Annotated in this window: 23 protein-coding genes, 1 tRNA gene and 1 pseudogene; 6 read left to right on the plus strand and 19 right to left on the minus strand. The window is 71.3% G+C overall.

Going from position 1 to position 18,336, the window contains the following annotated elements:
- Positions 1-27: 27 nt before the first annotated feature.
- The 4 genes from AB0M27_RS11785 to AB0M27_RS11800 all read right to left on the minus strand — a co-directional run bounded on the left by AB0M27_RS11785 (position 28) and on the right by AB0M27_RS11800 (position 4,563).
- Positions 28-501 (minus strand): PPOX class F420-dependent oxidoreductase, encoded by a 474-nt coding sequence (locus tag AB0M27_RS11785; protein WP_365720485.1) that lies wholly within the window; start codon positions 499-501, stop codon positions 28-30.
- Between the two features lie 49 nt (positions 502-550).
- Positions 551-1,372, minus strand: a complete 822-nt coding sequence (locus AB0M27_RS11790) for a YceI family protein (protein WP_365720487.1) — start codon at positions 1,370-1,372, stop codon at positions 551-553.
- A 94-nt stretch (positions 1,373-1,466) separates the two neighbouring features.
- Complete coding sequence (locus AB0M27_RS11795; protein ID WP_365720489.1) at positions 1,467-4,034, minus strand: MFS transporter; 2,568 nt, start codon at positions 4,032-4,034, stop codon at positions 1,467-1,469.
- A gap of 13 nt (positions 4,035-4,047) precedes the next feature.
- Entirely contained in the window at positions 4,048-4,563 is a 516-nt protein-coding gene (locus AB0M27_RS11800; protein WP_365720491.1) for a MarR family transcriptional regulator, read from the minus strand.
- Between the two features lie 206 nt (positions 4,564-4,769).
- Between AB0M27_RS11800 and AB0M27_RS11805 the strand changes: the two genes are divergently transcribed.
- Positions 4,770-4,967, plus strand: a complete 198-nt coding sequence (locus AB0M27_RS11805) for a hypothetical protein (protein WP_153540132.1) — start codon at positions 4,770-4,772, stop codon at positions 4,965-4,967.
- Between the two features lie 31 nt (positions 4,968-4,998).
- Here AB0M27_RS11805 and AB0M27_RS11810 read toward each other — a convergent pair whose 3' ends face one another.
- The 9 genes from AB0M27_RS11810 to AB0M27_RS11850 form a co-directional block, all read right to left on the minus strand.
- Entirely contained in the window at positions 4,999-5,559 is a 561-nt protein-coding gene (locus AB0M27_RS11810) for a hypothetical protein (RefSeq protein WP_365720493.1), read from the minus strand.
- A gap of 383 nt (positions 5,560-5,942) precedes the next feature.
- The gene (locus tag AB0M27_RS11815) at positions 5,943-6,881 is read right to left on the minus strand and encodes an RNA polymerase sigma factor SigF (RefSeq protein ID WP_365720495.1); all 939 of its coding nucleotides are present in this window, start codon (positions 6,879-6,881) and stop codon (positions 5,943-5,945) included.
- A 326-nt stretch (positions 6,882-7,207) separates the two neighbouring features.
- The gene (locus tag AB0M27_RS11820) at positions 7,208-8,113 is read right to left on the minus strand and encodes an RNA polymerase sigma factor SigF (RefSeq protein WP_365720497.1); all 906 of its coding nucleotides are present in this window, start codon (positions 8,111-8,113) and stop codon (positions 7,208-7,210) included.
- A gap of 174 nt (positions 8,114-8,287) precedes the next feature.
- Positions 8,288-8,581, minus strand: a complete 294-nt coding sequence (locus tag AB0M27_RS11825; protein WP_365720499.1) for a Dabb family protein — start codon at positions 8,579-8,581, stop codon at positions 8,288-8,290.
- Between the two features lie 10 nt (positions 8,582-8,591).
- Complete coding sequence (locus AB0M27_RS11830) at positions 8,592-8,771, minus strand: hypothetical protein (protein WP_365720501.1); 180 nt, start codon at positions 8,769-8,771, stop codon at positions 8,592-8,594.
- A gap of 156 nt (positions 8,772-8,927) precedes the next feature.
- A tRNA-Ser gene (locus AB0M27_RS11835) sits at positions 8,928-9,012 on the minus strand.
- A gap of 45 nt (positions 9,013-9,057) precedes the next feature.
- Positions 9,058-9,489 carry a tRNA adenosine(34) deaminase TadA gene (gene tadA, locus AB0M27_RS11840; protein ID WP_365720503.1) on the minus strand — a complete coding sequence of 144 codons (432 nt, stop codon included), beginning with the start codon at positions 9,487-9,489 and terminating at the stop codon, positions 9,058-9,060.
- A gap of 56 nt (positions 9,490-9,545) precedes the next feature.
- Complete coding sequence (locus tag AB0M27_RS11845; RefSeq protein ID WP_365720629.1) at positions 9,546-10,085, minus strand: hypothetical protein; 540 nt, start codon at positions 10,083-10,085, stop codon at positions 9,546-9,548.
- Positions 10,086-10,397: 312 nt separating this feature from the next.
- Positions 10,398-10,589 carry a hypothetical protein gene (locus AB0M27_RS11850; RefSeq protein ID WP_365720505.1) on the minus strand — a complete coding sequence of 64 codons (192 nt, stop codon included), beginning with the start codon at positions 10,587-10,589 and terminating at the stop codon, positions 10,398-10,400.
- Positions 10,590-10,752: 163 nt separating this feature from the next.
- On the opposite strand from AB0M27_RS11850, the gene upp reads away from it, so the two are divergent.
- Positions 10,753-11,388 (plus strand): uracil phosphoribosyltransferase, encoded by a 636-nt coding sequence (upp, locus tag AB0M27_RS11855; protein WP_365720507.1) that lies wholly within the window; start codon positions 10,753-10,755, stop codon positions 11,386-11,388.
- 43 nt (positions 11,389-11,431) lie between these two features.
- Here the strand turns inward: upp and AB0M27_RS11860 are convergent, their stop codons facing one another.
- The 6 genes from AB0M27_RS11860 to AB0M27_RS11885 form a co-directional block, all read right to left on the minus strand.
- Positions 11,432-12,061, minus strand: a complete 630-nt coding sequence (locus AB0M27_RS11860) for a LytR C-terminal domain-containing protein (RefSeq protein WP_365720509.1) — start codon at positions 12,059-12,061, stop codon at positions 11,432-11,434.
- A gap of 105 nt (positions 12,062-12,166) precedes the next feature.
- Complete coding sequence (locus tag AB0M27_RS11865) at positions 12,167-12,463, minus strand: type II toxin-antitoxin system VapB family antitoxin (protein WP_004943146.1); 297 nt, start codon at positions 12,461-12,463, stop codon at positions 12,167-12,169.
- Between the two features lie 292 nt (positions 12,464-12,755).
- On the minus strand, positions 12,756-12,884 hold the full coding sequence (locus AB0M27_RS11870; protein WP_365720511.1) for a hypothetical protein: 129 nt from the start codon (positions 12,882-12,884) through the stop codon (positions 12,756-12,758).
- Between the two features lie 74 nt (positions 12,885-12,958).
- Complete coding sequence (locus AB0M27_RS11875; protein WP_365720513.1) at positions 12,959-13,279, minus strand: hypothetical protein; 321 nt, start codon at positions 13,277-13,279, stop codon at positions 12,959-12,961.
- Between the two features lie 96 nt (positions 13,280-13,375).
- Positions 13,376-14,044 (minus strand): HdeD family acid-resistance protein, encoded by a 669-nt coding sequence (locus tag AB0M27_RS11880; protein ID WP_365720515.1) that lies wholly within the window; start codon positions 14,042-14,044, stop codon positions 13,376-13,378.
- A gap of 196 nt (positions 14,045-14,240) precedes the next feature.
- A complete protein-coding gene (locus AB0M27_RS11885; protein ID WP_365720516.1) occupies positions 14,241-14,852 on the minus strand; it encodes an HhH-GPD-type base excision DNA repair protein in 612 nt (203 codons plus the stop codon).
- A gap of 127 nt (positions 14,853-14,979) precedes the next feature.
- On the opposite strand from AB0M27_RS11885, the pseudogene AB0M27_RS11890 reads away from it, so the two are divergent.
- The 4 genes and pseudogenes from AB0M27_RS11890 to AB0M27_RS11905 form a co-directional block, all read left to right on the plus strand.
- Positions 14,980-16,370, plus strand: a pseudogene (locus AB0M27_RS11890) (penicillin acylase family protein); the annotation flags it as partial.
- Positions 16,371-16,453: 83 nt separating this feature from the next.
- Complete coding sequence (locus AB0M27_RS11895) at positions 16,454-17,050, plus strand: GNAT family N-acetyltransferase (RefSeq protein WP_365720518.1); 597 nt, start codon at positions 16,454-16,456, stop codon at positions 17,048-17,050.
- A gap of 2 nt (positions 17,051-17,052) precedes the next feature.
- On the plus strand, positions 17,053-17,526 hold the full coding sequence (locus tag AB0M27_RS11900) for a cupin domain-containing protein (protein WP_365720631.1): 474 nt from the start codon (positions 17,053-17,055) through the stop codon (positions 17,524-17,526).
- A complete protein-coding gene (locus AB0M27_RS11905) occupies positions 17,523-18,299 on the plus strand; it encodes an SDR family NAD(P)-dependent oxidoreductase (RefSeq protein WP_365720520.1) in 777 nt (258 codons plus the stop codon). Before AB0M27_RS11900 ends, AB0M27_RS11905 begins: the two co-directional genes overlap by 4 nt.
- Positions 18,300-18,336: the final 37 nt, after the last annotated feature.

Genomic DNA, 18,336 nt, shown 5'->3' on the forward strand with positions numbered 1-18,336 from the left:
CTCCCCGTCCGGCTGCTCCCCGTCCGGCTACTCCCCGTCCCCGACGAGCCGCGCCGGAAACCCCCCGGTCGCCACCGGCCCCCACCGCTCCGGTGTCACCCGGATGATGGACTTGCCCTGCTTGACCATCGCCTCGCGGTACTCGTCCCAGTCGGGGTGTTCGCCGGCGATGTTGCGGTAGTACTCGACCAGGGGTTCCACCGAGTCCGGTGCGTCGATGACCTCGGCCGTGCCGTCGATCTGGACCCAGGGGCCGTTCCATTCGTCGCTCAGGACGAGCAGGCTGACCCGGGGATCCCGCTTGGCGTTGCGGGTCTTGGCGCGCTCGGGGTAGGTGGAGACGACGATCCGCCCCGAGTCGTCGACCCCGCAGGTCAGCGGGGACGCCTGCGGTCCGCCGTCGGCGCGGCGGGTGATCAGCAGGGCGCGGTGACGGGGCCGTACGAAGTCCAGCAGCTCGTCCAGCGATACGCGGGTGTTGGTAGCGATGTTCGGTGCCATGGGGGCAGCCTAGGGGCAGTGCGCGCCCCTGTGGCTGACCCTGCTGTGCCTACGCCTGGGGCAGTGAGTCGCCCTGGACCGCCTGGATGTCCAGCTCCACCTTCAGCGTCGTACCGATCGCCGCGATGCCCGCCTGGAGAACCTGGTTGTAGTTCATCGCGAAGTCCTCGCGGCGCAGCTCGGCCGTCGCGCGGAACGCGGCCCTCGTGCCGCCCCAGGGGTCGGCGCCCGTGCCGAGGTAGGCGAGGTCCAGGTCCACCGGTCGTACGATCCCGTGCATGGACAGTTCCCCGTGGACCGTCCAGCGGTCGGAGCCCGACTGGGTCAGACCGGTCGAGCGGTAGGTGATCTGCGGATGCTGCTCGACGTCGAGGAAGTCCGCGGACTTCAGATGCCCGTCGCGCATGCCGTTGCCCGTGTCGATGGACGCGGCCTTGATCACCGCCTCCACGCGGGACTCGGTGACGTCGTCCGGTGCGATCTCGATCGTGCCGCCGAACTCGGTGAACCGCCCGTGCACGCTGGAGATCCCCAGGTGCTGGGCGACCGCGGCGACGGACGAGTGCACCGGGTCGATGGTCCAGGGCCCGGGCGGCGGCAGCTCGGTGCCGCCCTGCCGGGCCAGCGTGACCGTGCCGACCCCGGCCCGGCCGCTGGCGGTGACGATCGCGGAGGAGGCCGCGGGCGCGTACCCGACGGCCGTCACGATCACCGTGTACGCCCCCGGCGCCAGCTCGGTGGTGTCCCGTACGGCTCCCTCGGCGTCCGCCTCGGCGCGCAGCACCTGCGTACCGGTCATGTCGGTCACCGTGACGACCGCGTGCGACACGGCCCACCCGTCCCGCGTGCGGATCTTCGCGGTCAGTCCCATCCCGTTTTCTCCCTGCAAAGCCTTACAAATTGGTCGTATGAAACCGGCCCGTGGCGCACACACGACGGTATGTGTGCCACGGGCCGGGAGTGAACTACTCGCCGGGGTGGGCGAGTTCGATGTCGTGGCCGTCGACCCCGGTGCCGGCGACGGTCAGGGCCGTCGCCATCGGCGGGTAACCCGTCGCGATGACGGTGTACTCGCCGCTGTCCAGGTCGGTGAAGGCGTACGCGCCGTCCGTGCCGGTGGTGGCGGTGCCGACCACGTTGCCCGCCTGGTCGACGAGCGTCACGCGGGCGTCGGCCAGCGGACCGTGCGGGGCCTTGACGACACCCTGGAGGCGGGCGCCGGCGTCCAGGTCGATCTCGACCCGGGTGACCCCGGTGGCGCCGATCTCGACCGGCAGGGCGCGCGGCCGGAACCCGCTCGCGTTGACGGCCAGGGTGACCGTGCCGGGCACCAGGTCGGTGAGGGCGAAGTCGCCCTTCTCCCCGGTGGCGGCGGTGGCCAGCAGGTCACCGCGCACATCGGTGACGATCACCATCGCGTCCTTGACCGGCAGCGCGCTCCCGGCGGCCCGGACCACACCGGTCAGCCCGCTGGTGCCGCTGAGCAGGATGTCGTACGCCAGCGGTTCCTCGCCCACCACGACGGTGGAGGCCTGCGGCTGGTAGCCGTCGGCGGAGGCGATCAGGACGTACGACCCCGTGCCCGGGGCGTCGACGGAGTAGGAGCCGTCGGCCTGGGCGACCGCGCGGCCCAGCTGACGGCCGGACAGCGAGATCAGGGTGACCGCGGCCTGCGGGACCGGGGCGCTCTCGGCGCCGCGGACGAAGCCGTGGACCGGGGTGCCGCCACCGGTGCCGGGCTCGGCGACGGTGGCGACGGCGGTCATCTGCCGGGTGGCGGTCGCGGTGGCCGGCGCGTCCTGGAAGCGGTCCGCCGCGACGACGGGCTCGGCCCAGCCGGGCACCCGTTCCTGGGCCGGAGTCCCGGCGGCAGCCTCCGTGGCGGCCTCCGCAGTGGTGGCGGCCTCGGCCGGGACCCCGCCCTCGGCCGGAGCCTGACCCTCGGCGGCCTGCGCGAGCGCGCCCCTGGTCTTCAGCGGGACCTCCTTGATGAACAGCGTGATCAGGAACGCGACGGCGGCGAGGCAGCCGGCGATGAAGAAGACATCCGCGATGCCGTGGCCGTAGGCGCTCTCCAGCAGCGTCCGGATGGGCGCCGGGAGCTTGTTCATGTCCGGGATGGTGTCGGTGGAGCCCGAGCTGCCGGCCAGGGCCGCCCGGTACTTGGGGCTCAGGGCGGAGACGCCGTCCTGGACGTAGTGCGTGATCCGGCGGGACATCACCGCACCCAGCGCGGAGACGCCGACCGCACCGCCGAGGGAGCGGAAGAAGGTGACCGTGGAGCTGGCCGAGCCGAGGTCGGAGGGCGCCACCTGGTTCTGCGTGGCGAGCACCAGGTTCTGCATCATCATGCCGATGCCGAGACCCAGCAGGGCCATGAAGATGGCCATCTTCCAGTAGTCGGTGTCGTACCGGATGCCGCCGAGCAGCAGCAGGCCGGCCGTGACCAGGACGCCACCGCTGACCAGCCAGGCCTTCCAGCGGCCGGTGCGGGTGATGAACTGACCCGAGACGGTCGAGGAGACGAACAGACCGCCGATCATCGGGATGGTCAGGACCCCGGACATCGTCGGGGACTTGTCGCGGGCCAGCTGGAAGTACTGGCTGAAGAACACCGTGCCGGTGAACATCGCGACACCGACGAACAGCGAGGCCAGCGAGGCCAGCGTGATGGTGCGGTTCTTGAACAGGCGCAGCGGGATGATCGGCTCGCTGGCCTTGGACTCGATGAGCACGAAGATCGCGCCGAGCACGATCGAACCGCCGACCATCGCGTACGTCTGCCAGGACACCCAGTCGTACTTGTCACCGGCGAAGGTGACCCAGACCAGCAGCAGGGAGACGGCGGCGGAGATGAAGAACGCGCCGGCCCAGTCGACCTTGACCTCTCGTTTGACCACGGGCAGGTGCAGGGTCTTCTGCAGCACGATCAGCGCGATGACCGCGAAGGGGACACCGACGTAGAAGCACCAGCGCCAGCCCAGCCAGGAGGTGTCGGTGATGACACCGCCGAGCAGCGGGCCGCCGACGGTGGCGACGGCGAAGGTGGCACCCAGGTAGCCGGAGTAACGGCCGCGCTCACGCGGGGAGATCATCGCCGCCATGACGATCTGCGCCAGGGCGGACAGGCCGCCGACGCCGATGCCCTGCACCACACGGCAGGCGATCAGCATGCCCGGGTTCTGCGACAGGCCGGCCGCCATCGAGGCGACGACGTAGATGACGAGGGCTATCTGGACGAGAGCCTTCTTGCTGTACAGGTCGGCGAGCTTGCCCCACAGGGGAGTGGCCGCGGTCATCGACAGCAGGGCGGCGGTGACCACCCAGGTGTAGGCGGACTGGCCGCCGCCCAGGTCCCCGATGATGTGCGGCAGGGCGTTGGAGACGATCGTGGACGACAGGATCGCCACGAACATGCCGAGCAGCAGCCCGGACAGGGCCTCCATGATCTGCCGGTGCGTCATCGGGGCGTGGCCTGTGCCTTCCCCGTGCTTGGCGTGAGCCCGCACACCGGCTGGTGTGGTCGTTGCCATGGGCTTCCTTTTCTTACGTGCTTGCGGGTGTACGGGTGGTCTCTTCGGCTACGGGAGTGCTCTCCTGGACCACGGGCGCGGGGATCCGGACCGGGACGGACCGGCAGTCGCCGAAGGACGCGCGCAGCCGGGTCATCAGCCGGATCAGCTGGCCGACCTCGTCGTCGGTCCAGTCGGCGAGCCGCTCGGCGAGCAGGTGCGTGGTCCGCCGGGACAGCTCCTGGAGCTCTTCCAGGCCCGCGGGAGTCAGGCGCAGGATGCGCGAGCGCTTGTCCGCGGGGTCCGGGTGCCGTTCGATCCAGCCGCGCGCGGCGACGTGCGCGACATGCCGGCTGGTGACCGACATGTCCACGGCGAGCAGCTCCGCGAGCTTGCTCATGCGCATGTCTCCGTGGCGGCCGAGCAGGGTCAGCACGGCGGCCGAGCCGCCCGGACAGTCGGGCGGCAGGATCCGCCCCAGGTCCCGTTTCACGGCTCCGACGGCACTGAGCTGACGCGCCAGCTCTTCAAACTGCGCCTGCCCGGCCATCACACCTCCCGCATCGTTGCTTGAGGCAACCATAACCCTGTTTGGTTGCTGCAGGCAAATAAACCGGGGGCCGGACCGCGCAAAAACTTGGCAAAGGCAAGTATTGCAGTCGTCAATATGAAGGTCGGTGCGGGTGAGGTGCCCCCCTCTGTCCCGGTGGCCCCCCACTTGGGCGGCCCGGCCCGTCTTCGCTAAGGTCTCGGGCCATGGCTAACACCCAGGGCCCCCAGGGCAATTACGACCCTGCCGGCAGCACCCAGATGTTCCGCGCGTTCGTCGACGAGGCCCCCCAGGGCCGCCAGCAGCAGGCCGCGGCCCCCTCCGGGCCCCGGATCGGCCTGATCATCGGTGTCATCGTCGCCATCGCCGTGGTGGCCGGCGTCGCCTGGCTGGCGATGAAGTAGGACCGGCCGAAGCAGGGCCGGCTTCCGGCGATCACTTCCACTGGACGGACACGTCCCGCGTCTCGATGTGCATGCCGAGCGGCACGCGCCAGGCGTCGACGCACACCGTCCAGGTGTGGTCCTCGTGCGCGCCCGGCGCGATCGGCACCGGGAGGTCCACCGTCGAGTCGACCGTCCCCCAGTCGATACCGAGCGCGCCGATGACGTGCGTCCCGAAGGTCACCGAGCCCGCCCGCACCGCCGCGCCCCCGGAGTTCTCGAAACCGACGGTCACCTTCTGGCACCAGCGCTGATCCGTCGGCTTCGTCGTGGGGTCGCCCCAGGTGAGATCGGCGGGGGTGGGGCGCTTGCTGCTGCTCGGGGTGGGGCTGGGTGCTGGGACGGGCGAGGTGGCGGGCGGTGTCGTACCACTGTCCGTGCCGGTCGGAACGGGGGTGGCGGGGGAGCTGTCGCCGCTGGCGTCGGTGGCGGTCCGCTCCGGAGTGTCCGGGCTGCCCGAGCCGCTGGTGTCGCCCGAAGTCGCCGCACCGCCGGGGAAGTTACGGCCGCCCCCGCTCGTGCTCCTCCCTCCGTCGAGCGGCACCAGAGTCACGGATCCCGTCGGGGTGACCGAGCTCGGCCCGCGCTGCCCCGAGCCGACCGCGACATATCCGCCGCTCGGGCCGCCGCTCCCACACGCGGCCAGCACCCCGCCCAGGACGACGACGGCCGCCGACGCTGCCGTAACGGCGCCTCGGCGGCCACGTGTCCATGTCGCCCACGCAGGCCCTGTCACTCGCAGCATCGGGCCATGGTGGCTGACGTGTCGTCAGATAGGAACCCCCGAGGCGGCACCCAATCAGGGCCCACGCATGGGGTTGCGGTGGGGCGACGCGCCCACAGGTGCGCGGGGAACTGCGCGACCAGCCTCGACGATGCCGCTGACGAAAGACGGCAGATCTCGGCACTTCCCCACTCGTCACCACCCGCGCGGCGCTAGTCGGAGATCAAGCCCTCCCGCAGCTGCGCCAGCGTCCGGGTCAGCAGGCGCGAGACGTGCATCTGGGAGATGCCGACCTCCTCGCCGATCTGGGACTGGGTCATGTTGGCGAAGAAGCGGAGCATGATGATCCGGCGCTCCCGGGGCGGGAGCTTGGCCAGCAGGGGCTTGAGGGACTCGCGGTACTCCACGCCCTCCAGGGCCGTGTCCTCGTAGCCGAGGCGGTCGGCGAGCGAGCCCTCGCCGCCGTCGTCCTCGGGGGCCGGGGAGTCCAGCGAGGAGGCGGTGTAGGCGTTGCCGACCGCGAGGCCGTCGACCACGTCCTCCTCGGAGACGCCGAGCACGGCGGCCAGCTCGGTCACCGTCGGGGAGCGGTCCAGCTTCTGGGACAGCTCGTCGCTGGCCTTGGTGAGGGCCAGGCGCAGCTCCTGGAGGCGGCGCGGGACGCGCACCGACCAGGACGTGTCCCGGAAGAAGCGCTTGATCTCGCCGACCACCGTCGGCATGGCGAACGTCGGGAACTCCACGCCCCGTTCGCAGTCGAAGCGGTCGATCGCCTTGATCAGGCCGATGGTGCCGACCTGGACGATGTCCTCCATCGGCTCGTTGCGCGAGCGGAAGCGCGCCGCCGCGTAGCGGACCAGCGGCAGGTTCAGCTCGATCAGGGTGTCCCGGACATAGGCCCGCTCGGGGCTGTCCGCGTCCAGTGCAGCGAGCCGCAGGAACAGGGAGCGGGACAGGGTCCGGGTGTCGATGTCCCCGGAGGCCGGCGGGGCCGGGAGGTCTGCGGCCGCCGGGGCGGTCGGGGTCGGCACGGCGTCGAGGGCCGTGACGCCCTCGATGCCGTCGAGGACGTCGAGTGCGTCGAGCTCCTTGGGCGCTGCCTCGCTCGTCGCGGGCGTCAGCACCTTCGAGCTGCCCTGGTCTGCGGACATGCCACCCCCTTTGGGTCGCGGGACGGTCGTGGCGGCGCCTTCTTGCGAGCAACGCAGCCTTCACCTGAATACCGGCGCCGAAGGCCCGGCAAACGCGTCTCCCGCAGAATGTCACATGTCGGCAACACGCTGTAGTGACATGTCGACATGTGAGAAGTGAATCAGCCCTGGAAAGACGGGGTCTGACGCTTTTTAAGGGCCCGACTGTCGGCATCTGCGCTGGTGAGCGATTCGCTCTCGATGGTGATGCATCGATCGGGTTTGCGATGCAGGCGGTGATCCCGGGTGTGCTTCCGTGCGCCCGCTGTGCTCCGCCTCGGGAGCTTCTATGCGTCGATGCGATTCGCCGAGCGCAGCCGCTGGAAGCTGCGGGCGAGGAGGCGGGAGACGTGCATCTGGGAGACGCCGAGTTCCGCGCTGATCTGCGACTGGGTGAGGTTGCTGTAGTAGCGCAGGAGAAGGATTCGCTGTTCTCGTTCCGGTAGTTGGACGAGGAGATGGCGGACCAGGTCGCGGTGCTCCACGCCGTCCAGGGCCGGGTCCTCGTAGCCGATCCGGTCCAGCAGGCCGGGCAGCCCGTCGCCCTCCTGCGCGGCCTCCAGCGAGGTGGCGTGGTACGAGCGTCCCGCCTCGATACAGCTCAGCACCTCCTCCTCGCTGATCCTGAGCCGCTCGGCGATCTCGGCGGTGGAGGGGGAGCGGCCGTAGAGCGTGGTGAGGTCCTCGGTGGCGCTGTTGACCTGCACCCACAGTTCGTGCAGCCGGCGCGGCACGTGGACCGTGCGGACGTTGTCCCGGAAGTACCGCTTGATCTCGCCGACCACGGTCGGCATGGCGAAGGTGGGGAACTGCACGCCCCGGTCCGGGTCGAACCGGTCGATGGCGTTGATCAGGCCGATGGTGCCGACCTGGACCACGTCCTCCATGGGCTCGTTGCGGGAGCGGAAGCGGGCGGCGGCGTAGCGCACGAGCGGGAGGTTCGCCTCGATCAGCGCCCCCCGCACGCGGTGGTGCTCCGGCGTACCCGGCGTGAGGTCCTTCAGTTCGGCGAAGAGGACCTGGGTGAGGGCGCGGGTGTCGGAACCGCGCCGTTTCTCGGGGGGTTCGGGAGCGGGGTCCGAGGAGGGGGTGGGATCGGCGGAGGGGGCGGAGGCGGAGGGGGCGGAGGCGCAGGAGGAGGCGGGGGCGGTCGCCTCCTCCTGGGGCGGCGCAGTACTGGCCGACACGGTCAACGCCACCTCTTCATCGCTCAATCATCGGTCAAAAGCGGTCATAGCATCACAAGACATGTGCACTGTGTGCAAGCACCGGATAACGCCGTGTTGTGTTCAAACGCCACCAAGTTGGGGAGTAAGACGCACGAGAGCCCCCCGCCGTTCCGGCGGGGGGCTCTCGTGCGGAAGTGGTCAGAATTCGTAGTCGGCGATCACCCACGTGGCGAACTCGCGCCACAACGCGACGCCCGCCTGATGGGCCGGGTGCTCCAGATAGCGCTTGAGGGCGTCGGTGTCCTCGACCGCCGAGTTGATCGCGAAGTCGCAGGCGATCGGCCGGTCGGTGATGTTCCAGGCGCACTCCCAGAAGCGCAGCTCCTCGATCTGCCCGCCGAGGGCCCGGAAGGCCTCGACGCCCGCCACGACCCGCGGATCGTCGCGCTCGACGCCCTCGTTGAGCTTGAAGAGGACCAGGTGGCGGATCATGGGTTGTACCTCAGCTCTTTCCTCCGTTGGCGAGCCAGGTCATGAAGGTGCCGATGGCCTTGGCCGCGTCCGATATGCCCTCGAAGCCTATCTGGACGTAGTCGGCCGCCTTGGCCGGGTCCGTGATGATCACGTACAGCGCGAAGACCACGAGCACGTATACGGCGATCTTCTTGGCGTTCACCGCCACCGCGGCCTCCCCTGTGCGTGCGAGCCCCTGTTGCCGGGCGCGAGTGTAACCTTCGCGCTCTTTGCAAGGGACCAACGGCCCGCCACCCGAGGTCCTTTGCGTCCCGTCCTCACGACGCACGAAGGGCCCCGTCTTTCGACGGGGCCCTTCTTCGAGCGGTAGCGGAGGGATTTGAACCCTCGGTGACTTGCGCCACACTCGCTTTCGAGGCGAGCTCCTTCGGCCGCTCGGACACGCTACCGAGGGAGACCTTACAGCACACGGGGGCGTGCTCAGAAATCGGTATTCAACGGTCTCGGAAAAACTCGGTGAGGAGGCGGGCGCACTCCGGCGCGAGAACGCCCTCGACGACTTCCGGACGGTGATTGAGCCGCCGGTCGCGGATCACGTCCCACAGCGAGCCGGCCGCGCCCGCCTTCTCGTCCCGGGCGCCGTAGACGACCCGGTCGACGCGGGACTGCACGATCGCGCCCGCGCACATCGTGCACGGTTCCAGGGTGACCACGAGCGTGCAGCCGGCCAGCCGCCACTCCCCGAGCAGGGCGGCCGCCCGCCGGATCGCGAGGACCTCCGCGTGGGCCGTGGGATCGCCGGTGGCCTCGCGCTCGTTGTGCCCGACGGCGAGCACCGTCGCACCGTCCGGGGACAGCACGACGGCGCCGACGGGGACGTCCCCGCCCCGGACGGCCCGTTCGGCCTCGGCCAGGGCGAGTCGCATCGCGGCCCGCCAGCGGTCGCGTACCGGGTCCGGTGCGGCGGCCGGGTTCTCGACGGTCAGCGGACGGTCTCCAGCACCTCCGAGGCGCCCAGGGCCTCGGCGATCGCGCCCAGCGCGTCCTCGGCGTCCAGCGAGCGCAGCTCCTTCTCGCTGATGCCCAGGTCGTCGAGGATCTGACTGTCGCCCACCGGGCTGTGCGGAACGGCGTCGGCGGCGGCGCCCTCCTCGTCGTCCTCGTCGGACTCGTCGGACTCGCCGTCCTCCGTGCCGTCGAGGTCGAGGGAGTCCAGGTCGGGGCCGTCGTCGGCACCCGGCTCCCGGCCGAGCAGCTCGTCGGTGAGCAGCAGCTCGCCGTACGCGCTGCGCTGGGCGGCGGCCGCGTCCGAGACGTAGATGCGAGGGTCGTCCTCGCCGTCCACGCGGACGACACCGAACCAGGAGTCCTCCTGCTCGATCAGCACGAGCACCGTGTCCTCCTCGGGAGAGGCTTCACGGGCCAGGTCGGCAAGATCCGACAGGGTCTCCACATCGTCGAGCTCTGTGTCGCTCGCTTCCCACCCGTCTTCGGTGCGCGCGAGCAGTGCGGCGAAGTACACCGTGACTCTCCCACTGGTCATAGGCGTGCCGGTTGGGGGTCCCCCCGGCGGAGGTACGTGGGCGGAGAGAGCTGGGCTCCGAGCCCCACCCACTCGGAATCGTGGCAGAAACAAGGCGTTCAGGGGACGTCTTCGGCGCCCTGTGTCTTGCAGCCACCTGCGGATCGTACGCGGCTTTTCCAGCCACTCACGCATGCCCACCTTGCAAACAGCGGTGTGCGCGCGGATCTTCCTCAGCCTGGACTTGCCTACCGGGTCTTGCCCCAGCGGATTCCCATGAGGATTCCCAAGCGTGTCCCTCCCACAATCGGTCTACCAGCGGAACGTCCGCATGCGCATCGCCTGGCGCAGCCGGGCGGCCTCGGCGAGGTCGCGCAGGAACCGGGCGCGGCGGCGCCGGCGCTCGGCGTCCGTCTCCGGTACGGCGGCGCGGCGTATCGCGGGCTCACCGGTGCCCCCGGTGGCCTTGGCGTTCCAGGGCGCGTTCTCGGGCAGGTCGGGCACGTCACACCACCCCAGTTCCGTCCCTCCCACTTTCCCTCGTACGGCCGCGTCGACGCCAGGGCCAGAGGGGTGCCGGCCATGGTCCGGCCGGGTGTCCCGCCGGGGGTCCGGTCGCGGGTACGCCGGGACGGGCGGCGTTCTCGGCGCGGGTACCGTTAGGGGCATGCGTCTCCATGTCGTCGACCACCCCCTGGTCGCCCACAAGCTCACCACGCTGCGCGACCAGCGCACCGACTCCGCGACCTTCCGCCGGCTCGCCGACGAACTGGTCACCCTGCTCGCCTACGAGGCCACGCGGGACGTGCGCACAGAAGCCGTCGACATCCAGACCCCGGTCGCGCGGACGACCGGCGTCAAGCTCGCCCGCCCGCGCCCGCTGGTCGTGCCGATCCTGCGCGCCGGCCTCGGCATGCTGGACGGCATGGTCCGGCTGCTGCCGACCGCCGAGGTGGGCTTCCTGGGCATGATCCGCAACGAGGAGACGCTGCAGGCCTCCACCTACGCCTCGCGCATGCCGGAGGACCTCTCGGGCCGCCAGGTGTACGTCCTGGACCCGATGCTGGCCACGGGCGGCACGCTGGTCGCGGCGATCCGGGAGCTGATCAAGCGTGGTGCGGACGACGTGACGGCGGTTGTTCTGCTCGCTGCTCCCGAGGGCGTCGAGGTCATGGAGCGGGAGCTGGCGGGGACGCCGGTGACCGTGGTTACCGCGGCCGTGGACGACCACCTCAACGAGCACGGGTACATCGTGCCGGGGCTGGGGGACGCGGGGGATCGGCTTTACGGGGCGGCCGAGTAGAGCCGCGCATCGATTCGGCCCAGCGCCCCTGACGGGGCGCTGTTCAGCAGCTCTTCTTCGTAGGGGCCGCCGGCGCGGGTGCGGTCAGCTTGGTCAGCTCCTGCTGCGCGGCCGCCGGCTTGGCCAGACCCTTGAAGCCGTCCCCCAGGATGAGGTCGAGGTCGGTGCCCTTGCGGGCGTCGGTGCGCTGTTCGGCGCCGGCGAGCTGGGTCGCCAGCACCGGCAGTGAGGTGTTCTGGGCGGCGGCCGGTCCGAGCAGTATCCCGGCGCCCTTGACCTTCTTGTCGAACTCCCCGGGCGCGTTGCCCACGTCACCGATCTTGAAGCCGCGCTTCTTCAGCTCGTCGGCGGTGGACTTGGCGAGCCCGGTGCGCTCGGTGGCGTTGTAGACGTTCACGGTGATCTGGCCCGGCTTCGGCAGGGCCTTCACCTGTGCGGCCGTATCGGCCTTGGGGTGGCAGTCGGTCTTCGAGCCGGCCGCCGAGGCCTTCTTGCCGCCGGTGAAGACGTCGATGAGCTGCAGGGTGCCCCAGCCGATCAGGCCGAGCACGGCGACGGACGCCACCACGGCGGCCACGAGCCTGGCGCGTCGGCGCGGCGGACGCATCCGAGGGTATTTGTCCCCCGTGATCCGGTACTGGCCGCCCATGCCAGGGGGAGTGAGCATGCTCATGGGCGCAGCGTAGTGCGCCCGAGCGGCGCTGCCTATTAGATGATCAGTCGATGCCGCTCAGGGGAACCCGAAAGGGTCAAGGGGGCAAGGGCGGTGTCGCGCCGGTCAGTCGAGTTCGAGCACGCGCGCGTGCAGCACCTGGCGCTGCTGGAGGGCGGCGCGGACCGCGCGGTGCAGCCCGTCCTCCAGATAGAGGTCGCCCTGCCATTTCACGACATGCGCGAAGAGGTCGCCGTAGAACGTCGAGTCCTCCGCCAGCAGGGTCTCCAGGTCGAGCTGCTGCTTGGTGGTCACGAGCTGATCGAGGCGGACCGGGCGCGGCGCGACGTCCGCCCACTGCCGGGTGCTTTCCCGGCCGTGGTCGGGGTACGGCCGGCCGTTTCCGATGCGCTTGAAGATCACACGGAAAGCCTACCGGTCAAGACGTTCCGGGCGCAGCCATGGCGGCGGAGTGCGACGCTTGAAAAGATGCCGCAAATGGGGCATAGGCGCTGTTACTAGGAAACCGCTACTGCGAACAGTTGGCCGAGACCAGTGACGGCGAGCCCGAGACCGAGGCCGTCCGGCTGATCGCCGGGCAGAGTCCGACACGGCGGATTTCCCCCGTACGGCGGCCGGGAGACCGCCCGTTCGCTGTTCGGCACGGCAAGGCGCGGCCCGGCGGAGGCGGTGGTCCGCCCCCGCCGGTGCCGGTTCAGCGGTTCCGTTCCTCGGGCGGCCGCTGCGGTTCGTCCTTGTGCTCCTGCTCCGGCTTGGGTGCCGTCGACCGCCGGGCCTCAGCGCGCAGCAGGGCGCGCAGGACGGCGTAGGGATCCATGGGCATGACTGTGCTGCTCCTTGCGTCTGATCCTTGCGTCTGACTGACCGGTGACCGGCCTTTCGCGGGGGCGCGGTCTGTCAGCAGCGCAAGACCACCGTGCGGAGCCGGGGCGGGGCGTACGGCACCCGCGGTGTGCCGGGGCGGGCTCGTAGCGCCGGCCGGGCGGGCGCCCGGTCAAGGAGGGGTGCGGGCCGCTCGGGTCCGTCGGCCCGGTGGACGGCGGGGGCGGGCGGCCGTAGGACCGTGTCGAGGACGTCGTGCTCGAAGGACACGGCGGGCGTGCCCAGCGCGGGGGCCGCCTGGGCCTGCACATGTGCGCCGGGCACCCACAGCGCGAGGAGCAGCGCGAGCCCCCGCAGCCAGGTTCGGCTCCGGGGGACGCTCGCGGTCCTGCTCACGTCAGGTGTGTCCCCGGGGCGTGCGGGTGTGCAGCACGCCTGGCCCGAGATCCGCCCGCTCGGCGTAGGTGTGGGCCCCATGGTTGACGCCGGTCTTCACAGCGTCCGCGGGATCGCCTTGACCCGGCCGCGGATGCCGAACGCGGTGACGATCTCCGCGAGCCCCACGACGAGCAGCCAGATGCCGGCGACGACGGTCAGCACGGCGATCGACCGGAACGGCGCGTCGATGAGCACGATCCCGGCGATGAAGGTGAGCACCCCCAGGCAGATCTGCCAGGCCCGGCCGGGCATCCGGGAGTCCTGTGCGGCGGCGATGGTCTGGGTGATCCCGCGGATCAGCCAGCCGATGCCGATCCACAGGGCGAGCAGCAGGATCGACTGCATGGGCCCGCGGAAGCAGAGCAGGCCGAGCAGGATCGACAGGGCGCCGCTGATGAAGGCCAGCACGCGCAGCGAGGTCGTCTTGTGCGTGCCGAACGCGGAGACCAGCTGGAAGATGCCGCTGATCACGAGGTAGACGCCGAAGAGGACGCCGGCGGCGAGCAGGGAGTGGCCGGGCCAGACGAGCACCAGGACACCGAGGATCAGTGAGGCGATCCCGGTGACCAGCACCACCTGCCAGGCGGCCTGGGACAGGGCGTGCAGGGGCCCCTCGAACGGCGGCTCGGGCTCACGCCGGTCGCCCGGCGGCGCGGTCGCGTGCACGTTCCGGTCGTCGTACTCACGGCCCCACTCCGGACCGGTGTTCGGTGCCTCGGTCATGGTTCATGCTGTGAACGGCGGGGGCGGACCGGCCATCGGGGAGGGCCGGGCGAGTGATATTCAGGGCGCACTTTCACGTGGGGCGACTGGGCCAACCGAGGGGCGCGGGGCGGTATCGATATGCGGCTCCGCCGCCTGGCGCGACCAGCCCACCACGCACCCGCAGCCGAAAAGGCCGCCGCACCCGCCCCCGCGTCTATCGGCCCGGCTTGCCGGAGGCCTTCGCCGCCTTCGCCGCCGCCTTCGTCTCCTGTTTGTGCGCGCGGACCTTGGCCAGCGACTCCGGCCCGGTGATGTCGGCGACCGACCGGAAGGACTCGCGCTCGCCGTACGCCCCCGCGGCCTCCCGCCAGCCCTTCGGCGTGACGCCGAGCTGCTTGCCGAGCAGCGCGAGGAAGATCTGCGCCTTCTGCTTGCCGAACCCGGGCAGGTCCTCCAGCCGTTTCAGCAGCTCCGGACCGGTTTGCACGTCCCGCCAGACCGCCTCCGCGTCCCCGTCGTAGTGCTCGACGAGGTACTGGCACAGCTGCTGGATGCGCTTGGCCATCGAGCCCGGGTAGCGGTGCACGGCCGGCTTCTCGGCGAGCAGCGCGGCGAAGGTCTCCGGGTCCATCGCGGCGATGTCGTGCGCGTCGAGATCTCCGCCCGCTCCGACGCCGAGCCGGTCGGCGATGGTCCGGGGTCCCTTGAACGCCCACTCCATCGGGACCTGTTGGTCGAGCAGCATGCCGGTGAGTGCGGCGAGCGCGGACCGCCCGAGCAGCGCGTCGGCGTCGGGGTCCTGGGCGAGGTGCAGGGTGACGTCCATGCGTCGATGGTGGCCCGGCGGCGCGCGCGGCGCAGCCGGGGTGACCCGACGGCTCCGCCACCTCTCGCGTACGATCCCCCTCACGGAAAAATTAGGCAAGGCTAACCTAATACAGAAGAAGGCTTGGGTGACCATCGAGACGTACCGCGACGCCTGGGGCATCCCCCATCTACGGGCCTCCAGCACCCTCGAACTGGCCCGTGCCCAGGCCGGGTGACCGCGCTGGACCGAGCCTGGCAGCTGGAGGTCGAACGCCACCGCGCCCAGGGCACCTCGGCCGCCTTCCTCGGCGCCGGCGCCCTCTCCTGGGACGTCCTCGCCCGCCGGGCCCGCCTCGACGACACGGCCCGCCGCTGCTTCGCCGCGCTGGAACGCCGGGACCCGGAAACGGCCGACTGGGTCCGGGCGTACGTCGACGGCGTCAACGAGGGCCTGCCGGCCGGTGCCCGCCGGGCGCCCGAATTCGCCCGCACCGGTCTCACCCCCACCCCCTGGCAGCCCTGGACCCCGCTCGGCGTCTGGCTCGCCACCCACCTCCTGTTCGCCGGCTTCCCGGCCAAGCTCTGGCGCGAGCAGGCGATACGGCACCTCGGTCCCGACGCCGTCGGCCTGTTCGCCACGGACGGCCCCGGCACCGCCGGCAGCAACGGCTGGCTCGTCTCCGGCGCCCGTACCGCCACCGGGCACGCCCTGATCGCCGGCGACCCGCACCGCTTCATCGAGGACCCCGGCGTCTACCAGCAGATCCACCTCTCCTGCCCCGAGTTCGACGTCGTCGGCCTGGCCGTGCCCGGCGTCCCGGGCATCGCCCACTTCGGCCACACCGGCACGGTCGCCTGGGCCATCACCAACGCCATGGCCGACTACCAGGACCTGTACCGCGAACGCCTGCGCCGCACAGGCGCCGGCGTCCAGGCCCTCGGCCCGGACGGCCAATGGCACCGGGCCGCCCGGCACACGGAGACGGTGCGGATCGCGGAAGAGCCACCGATCGAGATCGAGGTGATCGAGACGGCGAGGGGCCCGGTGATCGCCGGGGGACCGGAGGGCCTGGAGGCGCGAATCATCGCCCCCGACGGGGACACCCCACCGGGGCCCCGCGCACCCGACGACGAAAGCGGTACCTCTGGTGCCGGCGCCAACACCGCCCTGTCTCTCCGCTGCCCACCGCGCGTCACAGAAGACCTCGGCTTGAGCGCCCTCCTCCCCCTCCTCAGGGCCCGCACGGTCCAGGACGTCGACCGTGCCCTGGACGCCTGGGCCGAGCCGGTCAACGTCGTACAGGCCGCCGACACCACCGGCGGCACCCTCCACCGCATCGCCGGCCGCGTACCGATCCGCGCGGAATCCAACCGCCTCCACCCGGTCCCCGCCTGGCAGCCCGGCCACGACTGGCACGGCTGGCAGGAAACCCCGTACGCCCCCGTCGCAGACGGCATCGCGGTGATGGCCAACCAGCGCGGCCTCGCCACCCCCCTCGGCGTGGAGTTCGCCCCACCGCACCACCAGGACCAACTCCCCTTGTGGCTCAAGGGAGAACTGGTCCCCGTCGTCACCGACTGGACCTTGCTGACCCTGCTGGAACCCACCGAGGAAACCCGATGACCGAGCCCACCGCCCCGTACGAACAGCACGTCGACGGCTTCGGCACCGTCCGCATCCGCCCCCTCGCCCCGGCGTCCGACGCGGACGTCGTCCACGGCTGGGTGAGCGAGGAACGCGCCGTCTTCTGGGGCATGAACGGCCTCACCCGGGACCAGGTCGCCGAGATCTACGCCCACATGGCCGGCTTCGACACCCACCACGCCCATCTCGTCACCAAGGACGGCATACCGGCGGCCCTGTTCCAGACGTACGAGCCGGCCGCGGACCGGGTCGGCGAGTGCTACGACGTCCGCCCCGGCGACCTCGGCGTCCACGTCCTCCTCGGCCCGGCCGGCCCCGACGGACCGCGTCCCGGCTGGACTTCGGCGCTGCTGACCGTGATGACGACGTACGCGCTGCGGGCCCTGGACCGGCACCGGCTCGTGGCCGACCCGGACGTACGCAACACCAAGGCGATCGCCCGCTTCGAACGCCAGGGCTTCGTGCGTGGCCCGGCGGTCGTCCTGCCCGAGGTGGACCTCCCCGATGTGTACCTGCCGGAGAAGCACGCACAACTGGCCTTTCTGGAGCGCGCGATAGCCTTCCTCGGGTGACGATGACGCCGGACGATCTGATCGCGCACTACGGCCTCGAACCCATCCCGCGCGAGGGCGGCCTGTTCCGGTGCACCTGGGAGGGGCCACAGCGGGCCGACGGCCGCCCGGAGGGCTCCGCCATCGTCGCCCTGCTCACCGCCGACGACTACTCCGCCCTGCACCGCCTGCCCACCGACGAGATCTGGCACTTCTACCTCGGCGACCCGCTCGGCCTCCTGCTGCTCACCCCCGACGGCGGCACCCGCGCCGCCGTCCTCGGCCCCGCCCCGCTGTCCGGGCAGCATCTCCAGCTGACCGTGCCCGCCGGCACCTGGATGGGCGCGCGGGTGGCACCAGGCGGCGCGTGGACGTTCTTCGGCTGCACGATGGCGCCCGGATTCACCTACGCGGACTACGAACACGGGAACGCGGCCGACCTCACGGCGCGTTATCCGGCCGAGGCCGCCCGGATCGCGGAACTGTGCCGCCCATGAACAGCAGCCCGCGGAACCTGCTCGACGGACAGACCGCCCTGGTGACCGGCGCGGGCGGCGGCATCGGCCGCGCCATCGCGCTGCGCTTCGCCGAGGAGGGCGCGGCGGTGGCCGTCCACTGCCGTACGGCGGTGGACGCGGCCGGTGAAGTGGCGGCCCGGATCCGGGAGTCGGGCGGCGAGGCCGTCGTACTCCGCGCGGACCTGACGGACGAGGGCGCCTGCCACCGTCTGGTCCGGGAGGTGACGGACTGGTCCGGCGACCGGCTCACCACCCTTGTCAACAACGCGGCCGTCCAGCCGATCCAGCCCCTGCCCGGCATGACGGCGACCGAGTGGCGCACGGTCGTCGACACCGACCTCACCAGCGTCTTCGCCTGCACCCAGGCCGCCGCCACCCATATGCGGGCCCACGGCGGCGGCACCATCACCCACATCGCCTCCATCGAGGCCGCCCGTCCCGCACCCGGCCACGCCCACTACAGCGCGGCCAAGGCTGCGGTGGTCATGCACGCCCGCGCGGCCGCCCTGGAGTACGGGCCCGACGGCATCCGGGTCAACAGCGTCTCGCCCGGCCTCATCGACCGGGAGGGCCTGGCCCAGGCCTGGCCGGACGGCGTACGCCGCTGGCTGGCCGCCGCCCCCACCGGCCGGCTGGGCCGCCCCGAGGAGGTGGCCGACGCCTGCGTGTTCCTGGCCTCGCCGCTCGCGAGCTGGATCAGCGGCCACGACCTGACGGTGGACGGCGGCGTCTCGGTCCGGCCGACCTGGTGAGCAAGGCGGCCGGTCTGTCCGTACGTAAGGGAACGCG

The sequence above is a fragment of the Streptomyces sp. NPDC052107 genome (assembly GCF_040680215.1).
GTDB lineage: Bacteria > Actinomycetota > Actinomycetes > Streptomycetales > Streptomycetaceae > Streptomyces.

Coding starts and splice junctions, on each gene's coding strand:
- AB0M27_RS11800 (WP_365720491.1), bottom strand. CDS start 4,563: ATGGCCGGGCAGGCGCAGTTTGAAGAGCTGGCGCGTCAGCTCAGTGCC.
- AB0M27_RS11825 (WP_365720499.1), bottom strand. CDS start 8,581: ATGATCCGCCACCTGGTCCTCTTCAAGCTCAACGAGGGCGTCGAGCGC.
- AB0M27_RS11795 (WP_365720489.1), bottom strand. CDS start 4,034: ATGGCAACGACCACACCAGCCGGTGTGCGGGCTCACGCCAAGCACGGG.
- AB0M27_RS11905 (WP_365720520.1), top strand. CDS start 17,523: ATGAACAGCAGCCCGCGGAACCTGCTCGACGGACAGACCGCCCTGGTG.
- AB0M27_RS11870 (WP_365720511.1), bottom strand. CDS start 12,884: ATGCCCATGGATCCCTACGCCGTCCTGCGCGCCCTGCTGCGCGCTGAG.
- AB0M27_RS11815 (WP_365720495.1), bottom strand. CDS start 6,881: ATGTCCGCAGACCAGGGCAGCTCGAAGGTGCTGACGCCCGCGACGAGC.
- tadA (WP_365720503.1), bottom strand. CDS start 9,489: ATGCGACTCGCCCTGGCCGAGGCCGAACGGGCCGTCCGGGGCGGGGAC.
- AB0M27_RS11900 (WP_365720631.1), top strand. CDS start 17,053: ATGACGCCGGACGATCTGATCGCGCACTACGGCCTCGAACCCATCCCG.
- AB0M27_RS11860 (WP_365720509.1), bottom strand. CDS start 12,061: ATGAGCATGCTCACTCCCCCTGGCATGGGCGGCCAGTACCGGATCACG.
- upp (WP_365720507.1), top strand. CDS start 10,753: ATGCGTCTCCATGTCGTCGACCACCCCCTGGTCGCCCACAAGCTCACC.
- AB0M27_RS11885 (WP_365720516.1), bottom strand. CDS start 14,852: ATGGACGTCACCCTGCACCTCGCCCAGGACCCCGACGCCGACGCGCTG.
- AB0M27_RS11805 (WP_153540132.1), top strand. CDS start 4,770: ATGGCTAACACCCAGGGCCCCCAGGGCAATTACGACCCTGCCGGCAGC.
- AB0M27_RS11790 (WP_365720487.1), bottom strand. CDS start 1,372: ATGGGACTGACCGCGAAGATCCGCACGCGGGACGGGTGGGCCGTGTCG.
- AB0M27_RS11880 (WP_365720515.1), bottom strand. CDS start 14,044: ATGACCGAGGCACCGAACACCGGTCCGGAGTGGGGCCGTGAGTACGAC.
- AB0M27_RS11895 (WP_365720518.1), top strand. CDS start 16,454: ATGACCGAGCCCACCGCCCCGTACGAACAGCACGTCGACGGCTTCGGC.
- AB0M27_RS11785 (WP_365720485.1), bottom strand. CDS start 501: ATGGCACCGAACATCGCTACCAACACCCGCGTATCGCTGGACGAGCTG.